At 37.3% G+C, this 7,414-nt stretch carries 4 protein-coding genes and 1 pseudogene; 4 read left to right on the top strand and 1 reads right to left on the bottom strand.

Features of this window, described 5'->3' with window-relative positions:
* A partial coding sequence (locus tag PLK24_RS06265; protein ID WP_324477365.1) for a DUF933 domain-containing protein occupies positions 1–981 on the top strand: 981 nt, incomplete at its 5' end.
* Positions 982–1,042: 61 nt separating this feature from the next.
* Complete coding sequence (locus tag PLK24_RS06260; protein ID WP_324477363.1) at positions 1,043–1,576, top strand: PsbP-related protein; 534 nt, start codon at positions 1,043–1,045, stop codon at positions 1,574–1,576.
* 64 nt (positions 1,577–1,640) lie between these two features.
* Here the strand turns inward: PLK24_RS06260 and PLK24_RS06255 are convergent, their stop codons facing one another.
* Positions 1,641–2,156 carry a fasciclin domain-containing protein gene (locus PLK24_RS06255; protein WP_324477362.1) on the bottom strand — a complete coding sequence of 172 codons (516 nt, stop codon included), beginning with the start codon at positions 2,154–2,156 and terminating at the stop codon, positions 1,641–1,643.
* An 861-nt stretch (positions 2,157–3,017) separates the two neighbouring features.
* Between PLK24_RS06255 and PLK24_RS06250 the strand changes: the two genes are divergently transcribed.
* Together PLK24_RS06250 and PLK24_RS06245 are read left to right on the top strand one after the other, a co-directional pair.
* Positions 3,018–6,605 carry a tetratricopeptide repeat protein gene (locus PLK24_RS06250; protein ID WP_324477361.1) on the top strand — a complete coding sequence of 1,196 codons (3,588 nt, stop codon included), beginning with the start codon at positions 3,018–3,020 and terminating at the stop codon, positions 6,603–6,605.
* 33 nt (positions 6,606–6,638) lie between these two features.
* Positions 6,639–7,414, top strand: a pseudogene (locus PLK24_RS06245) (hypothetical protein); the annotation flags it as partial.

Raw genomic sequence — 7,414 nt, 5'->3', positions numbered from 1 at the left:
GATGAAAAAATTTCTCGAATTAAAGATGAGAGATTAGATACCTTGGCAAAAATATATAATCCACTCCGGGTAGTTTATGCCACTTTAGATTTTGTTGATATTCCCAGCTTTGACATGACTGCAGATAAAAAGGAAAAAAACAAAATATTTCAAATGATTCAAAATGTTGATGCACTCTTATTGGTAATCAGAGCTTTTCGAAACGACCAAGTTCCTTTCCCATTAGGTAACGAAACGCCTCGACAACAATTAGAAGCTCTTCGAACCGAGCTTATTATAAGGGACATGGAAGTCGTCGAAAATCGAATTCTTCGTCTGCAAGAGCAAAAGAGAAAGAAAAAACCCACTCCCGAAGAAGAAAGAGAAGAGGTGTTATTAGGTTTGATTCAAAAGGAGTTGGAGGATGGAAATTTTGCTTCTCGTCTTCAATTGACCAACGAAGATAAAAAAGTATTAGGATCTCTGGCTTGTTTTACCTTAAAACCAATTATAACGGTTGTGAATGTCGATGACGAACAATTGTTAGCAGATGACTTTCCAGGAAAACAATTAATCTTGGATGAATGTACCAAACAAAACTTTGCCTATTTGATTATATCAGGAAAAATCGAATCGGAATTGGTTGAACTTGATGAAGAAGCAAGAAAAGAATTTATGGCTGAATTAGGTATTCAGAAAGCTGGAATCCAGCGGTTAGCACAAGTTGTTTTTGATCATATCGGTTATATTTCATTTTTTACCGTTGGGAAAGATGAAGTACGTTCTTGGACCATAGAACGAGGAGCAACTATGAAAACAGCTGCAGCAAAAATCCACACCGATTTAGCTCGAGGATTTATTAAAGCAGAAGTTATGAAATTTTCTGATCTCATTCGCTTGGAAACTGAAGAAAAGGTTAAACAAGCTGGACTGTGGAAGTTAGCTGGAAAAGATGAAAATGTTGAAGATGCCGATATTATTACCATACGATCCAGCCTCTAATCAAGCTGTCTTAAAAAGATTATTCTTTAAAATTTTTTGTTTAAAGAAATGGAGTATGCCAATGATAAAAAAAATGGTTTTCATTATTCTTCTTTTTCTTTTAATAATGGTATATTTCCCAAATAGATTTTCTGCTGCAGAAAATCAAAATTTGTTTGAGGGCTGGACCGACTTCTATGATGAGCTATTTGAAATATCATTCGTGTATCCTGAAAGCTGGACGAATTACACTTCGCAAGAGAGAGGAGTAATTTTAGTCTTGCCCGATGGAGTTGGGATGTTTACTTACCGTTATTCACCGCTCTTTAACGAAAAAATGAATTTATCTGAGTTTATTTCACAAAATCGAGAAACATTACAAGAAATGGGTGCCGAATTAATTGAGGATGATTATATAACATTTTCCAATGCTCCCGCTTATAAGCTGGTATATGCTTTGCCGCTGGGGAAAGATACTCAAAAATATCTCATGGTATGGTGTTTAATTGAGGATAATGTCTATATAACAACATTCAGCCATCAATCTCAGTATTTTGACCAATACCGATTAGAAGTAGATAAAATCATTGACCATATGGTTATAATTAAAGATTAAATAAAAAAGCCCTTTACCAATGAATTAGTAAAGGGCTTTTAGGAATAAATAATTTGAGATTCAATTAATTGGCTGGTTTCCCTTCAGGAGGAAGAATAACCATATCGACAAAATAGATAATCGCATTGGAAGCAGCTAAAGAGGTAATGACACTAATCTTTTTATTAACTAAAATTGGTGGATTGGTAAAAAGAACATTCAGTAGATGACCATTCAATGTTTTATAGGATTTTCCTTCACGGAAATCGTCGACAGAAAGACGAACTGGTATAACGTGATAAGTTAAAATTTCGATTAATTTCTGCTTATTCTCAGGCAACAATAGCCGATCAAGTTTTCCTTCGGGAAGATTGGCAAAAGCTTCGTTGGTTGGTGCAAAAATTGTGTATTGGCCATTGTTCAGCTTGTCGCCAAGACCAGCAGCTTCAACGGCGGCTACAAAAGTACTAAGTTCATCTGCCATTTTGGCAGTATCCATGGCATTCACATAGTTGGTAGTTTGAGCGAGAGCAATACCCGAGAGGAGCGAAAGCGATAAAGCAACTACAAAGCTGACAAGGACAAGTCTTTTTGCTGTCATTTTAATTACCCCTTTAATTGTATTAGCACTTTTTAACGTGTGCTTTGACTGAGTAACTATATCATTTTTTTAAAAAATTTGTTACAGGTATTTATAAAAATTTTTTAATTGGCCTATTTACTAAATATAATAATAAACATGCTTAAATTACAAACCCTTCTTTCTCTCCTGAAAACCCACGGGCTTGATAAATCAAGCTCTTTCCAAAGAATATTTTAAAAATGTAGGGGTGTAATTCATTGTGCCCAATTCTTGGGTTTTCATCCTCACCTGGTGCTGCTAGGCAGTATGAGGATCTATCCTGAAAATACTGGAAACAGTGAAAAGTGATCAAACAAAAAATGAGAAATGCACACCCCCCATTTAATCCCCCCTCAATGGTGGAATATATTTAATAATTCCTCTCCTAGGAGGGATATCGCTGCGCGGCGGGGAGGGTAACTTTCTATTTTGAATGGTTATCCCGAGATCCGATAAAGAAAAATGTATAAAAGATGAGATTCTCACGACGCACAATATGCTCCCCAGAATGACGGACTAGTGAAAATGTATTTACATTGTAATTTCTTGACACAACCTGGCATGAGAATCTGTCAAGGGGTAAAAGAGTAAATTTAAAAAATATTTTTAAAATCAAGTTCTGGTTTTTAAAAAGTAAGTGACTTCTATCGTCACCTTTTTAAATTTGAGATATAATAAAAAAGAGGGGAAACCAGCAAAGGAATCTTTTGATAAATTTATATTTAATACATGACTTTTCCCCATAAAACCCTCAGCTTTCCACGCATTATTCTTTTATAAGTCAAACAGTTGCTATAAAGTATTTTAATTTAAACTAACTAACAAAAAAGAGGGATATCTATGAAAATGAAACTCTTGGTTATCTGGATTTTCGTTATTTTTTTTGTTCTTAGTTCTCAATCGACCTTTAGTATGGCTCAAACTCCTTCTTCTCCAATAAATGAAGCCGATCTAACCGAAGAGAAGGCATCTTCAGTTCCCACTCATGATGAAAGTCGTCAAGCCGATGTAAACGATAGTTTATCGTGTTATGATTTTCAGTTTACCTGTGAGTATGGAACACCCGAAGAAGTTCAAGAAGCGATTAAGAATGGTGCCGATATCAACTGCCAAGATGAAGAGCTGGGGTGGACTCCTTTAATGAGTGCGATGCTCAATGAATCAGGGCAAGAGATTGTCACTCTTTTGGTCGGAGCTGGTGCAAATGTAAATGTGACAAGCTGGTCGGGCATTAATGCTCTTATGCTGGCTGCTGAATCCAGTGAGAGCAGCTTGGTGAAATATTTACTGGATAACGGAGCCAAAGAGTATATTAATGATACCGAATCGGAATATGGTTTCACTCCGCTCATTTGGGCGGCCAAGAATAATGATACCAATGGCGGGGAGGTTATCCAAGTTTTAATCGATCATGGAGCAGATGTTAGCATAAAAGATAAGAATGGATTTACAGCTATTCTATATGCAGCAATGCTAAACAGAAATGAGGATGTGATTCACACCCTAATTCAGAATGGAGTTGATATTAATCAAATTGGACCCAAGAATGTGACGCCCTTGATGGGGGCTATAAGTATGAATTCCAATATTAATATTACTAAATTATTACTCGATTCGGGGGCCGATGTCTCCGTCATCAGCGAGGAGGGGAAAAAGGCAATTGATTATGCTCTGGAGTTAGAAAGATTTAAAGGAACTGAGATATTACGACAATTGGCTGAAATGAGTGGAGTAGAGATTGCACAGCCAATGGTTTCGCCCGATATAGAAACTGCACCTTCACCTAATGTTGAAATAACTACCACTCCATTGCCTACAGGAATAATAACGCCGGAGATCACCCCTACTCCTGTTCCAACCCAAGCTCTTCCTTCTATGGTTTATGCCGATCCGTCAGGAAAATTCACTCTTAATTTCCCAACTGGGTTTGTTTTTTCGACTTATGTAGCAGATAGGGGTATGATTGGTGCAAACTACCGCACCCCCAATGAAAAAGCCTATTTAGAAGTACGTAGTTTCCCATCTTCCCAAGACTTGCAGCTTTACCTCTCTCAGCATATAAAAGATATGGCTTTACGGGGAGAAAGTTCGATTACCTCTAACGGTAAAACCGGGAATATCAGAATTTACTCGAGAAAAACTGAACAGGATGAGCTCCTCACCATTGTTACAACCTATCAGGAAATTGATGTTGCATTAGTGGTTATTAATCTTCCAATTGCAGCTTATCAACCTTCCAGCTCCTGGTTATTAGGGCTTTTTAAAGGAATAAATTGGGAAGGGAAAACACCAATAATTGATGGTTCTTATTCTGATCCGGATCAAAAATTTTCTTTCAAACTTCCCGATGGAGTTCATTTCCTCTATGCTTTTGAAAAAGATTTTTACTTCAACCAACCTTATCGATTCCTTCCTGAAGCCGATGGGATGGTAGGCAGTACACCTGATAGTGGTCAGGTCATGATTGCCAGTTTTTCAACTCCAGAAAAATATCAAGACTATCTCAAAGAATATGATCGGCGGGTTGAGACGATGGAATACCAAGTTCATGGAACCAGCCAATTTGGTGTCCAAGGGAGCCCGGCTAAGCTTACTCTTTATTCTTATTTAGCCCAGAATCAAAAACGTGCTGAGCTTTTGGCGGTTTATGAAGGCACCTTAGTAGTTATATCGGTATGGTTGCCTGCTGACAATTATCAATCTGCTCAAACTTGGCTTTTATCTCTCTTTAAAAATCTAACCTGGAAAAAAGAAGAGACTTTACCTTCGTTTTCTCCATTAGCTCAACCAACACCTACCTCTCAAATTACGGTAACAACTCAACCAACTGAATCGTTACAACCCACCACTTCTCCTCAAATTAGCTCGGATGACTTATCAATTGAAGCTGCTGTTCATATTGAAAAAGGTGACTTCCAGAAAGCCATAGATCTTTTAAAACAGTCAATTGCTCTTCAACCCGATTTTGGTTTTGCCTATGGTCAACTGGCGTATTGTTATATTCAATTAAAGCTTTATCAAGAAGTAATCGATCAATTATCCGACAAACTCCTTCCAAAAAAAGAATATTCGACGGCTTATAATCTCGTGGGCTTTGCCTACGAAAACCTCGCTCGTTTAGATGAAGCGCTGGTTGCTTACCAAAAAGCTGTTGAATTGGATCCAAATTATGTTGATGCCTATAGCAACATGGGGTTTGTACACTTTGACCAGGAACAGTATCAAAAAGCCGTGGATGCCTTTAAAAAAGCTTCTGAATTAAAACCCAGTGACCCAGTCATATTCAATAATCTTGGTTTTTCCTATGAAAAACTGGGACAATACAATGAAGCACTACAAGCTTATCAGGAAGCCATTCGCATCAAGCCAGATTACATCAAAGCTCATGCCAACATTGGATATCTATACTTTGACCAGGAACAATACCAAAAAGCTGTGGATGCTTTAAAAAAATCCCTTGAATTAGAACCTAGCGATCCAGCTATTCTCAATACCCTGGGTTTATCCTATGAAAATCTAAAACAATATGATGATGCTATTCATGCCTATCAGGAAGCTATATCTATTAAGCCCGATTATGTGAATGCTTACAATAATCTTGGAAATCTTTTTTTTGACCTGAGCCAATATCAAAATGCCCTTGATAGCTATAAAAAATCTCTGGTTTTAGAATCAACCAATCCTAACAATTATTACAATCTCGGTCTCTGTTATGAAAATCTAAAACAACATGATGATGCTATTCATGCCTATCAGGAAGCTATATCTATTAAGCCTGACTATATCAATGCCCACACCAATCTGGGAGTTCTTTACTATAAACAGGATCAATCCGAAAAAGCCATAGAAGAGTATAAAAAATCTTTGGAACTAAAACCTGATAATCCTAATATTCATTATAATCTTGGCCTGGCCTATGAAGATCTTGAACAATATGAAAACGCTATTCAGGCATTTCAAGAATCCAACCGCATTAAACCTGATGATTATGACACTTACAACAGTCTTGGTCGTGTCTACAATTTAATGGAAAAATACCAGGAAGCTCTTGAATCCCTTCAGAAATCGATTGAGCTCAATCCTGAAAATCATTATGCCCATTATAATCTTGGCCTTGCTTATGAAGGCCTTGAACAGTATGAAAACGCCATCAAAGCTTACCAAGAAGCTATTCACATCAAACCCGATTATATCTATGCCTATAATGACCTTGGTTATGTTTATTATTATCTCGATCGAAACCAAGAAGCAGTGGAGATATTACAAAAAGCCGTTAATATTAATCCAGAGGCTGCAACCCCTAATTATTATTTAGGTATTACTTATCTTCAGATGGGTGATAAAGCCTCAGCTACAAAACAATATGAAATTTTAAAGAAAATCGATCAATCACTGGCTGAAAAGCTACTTAATAAAATTAATCAATAAATTCATATTCTGATATGAAGAGGGGAGATTTAAATGAAAGTCAAAGAGTATTTTCTTTTCATTCTTTGCTTATTTTTCATTGGAAACCCGTGGCTGATTGCTTTTTCTTCAGCAGAAAATACCATACAATTTCCGTCGTTAGATTTACCAAGCCCAAGCCCGACTCCTATTTTGCCTTTTCAAAGCCAAGTACCCCAACCCACGATAACTGGTATTTTCCCGACCATTTCTCCTCCAGCACCGACCCAAATTGGGCCTCTTATTCCCACGCCTCAGGTGGTGCAAACACCTCAACCAGTTGAAATAAAACCGCAAATCGCCTGGGGTAAGTTTAATGCTTATAAAGAATTTGGAACCGGTGATAAACTGCTTTTGGGGTTAGATGTTGATTATCCATTGAATTGGAAAGCTCAAGCTGATGTGTATAACCGGATCATTACCATCAATGAAGATCCATCTGGTTTGGTTTCTTTTCTGGTTTTACCCGCCTGGCAGGGGAGCTGGATGGATGGATATGATTTTTTTAATTATATCTCTCAAGGACTTTACCAGAAGTTTACCAATCTTTCCTTATTGAAGCAGGAATCAGGATCAGTTCCCAGCCAAGCCATTGGAGTCTATCCAACCTTTTATAAAGCTGATTTACAAGGATATATTCAAGGGAGAGAGATGTTCATTCACGTTGAGACTGCGGTCCTTAGAATTGAGGTAACAGCGACAGGTAATTTGAGTTATGCTGGGGCAGTTATTTGTTATTCGCCCCGAGAAATTTACCAGGAAAAATTCCAAAACTATTTTGGCCGGATGAT

The organism is Atribacter sp., assembly GCF_035418125.1.
GTDB classification, from domain to species: Bacteria; Atribacterota; Atribacteria; order Atribacterales; family Atribacteraceae; genus Atribacter; species Atribacter allofermentans.
Note: the sequence above shows the minus strand (reverse complement) of the source record. Positions and strands in the feature narration are given on the sequence as shown.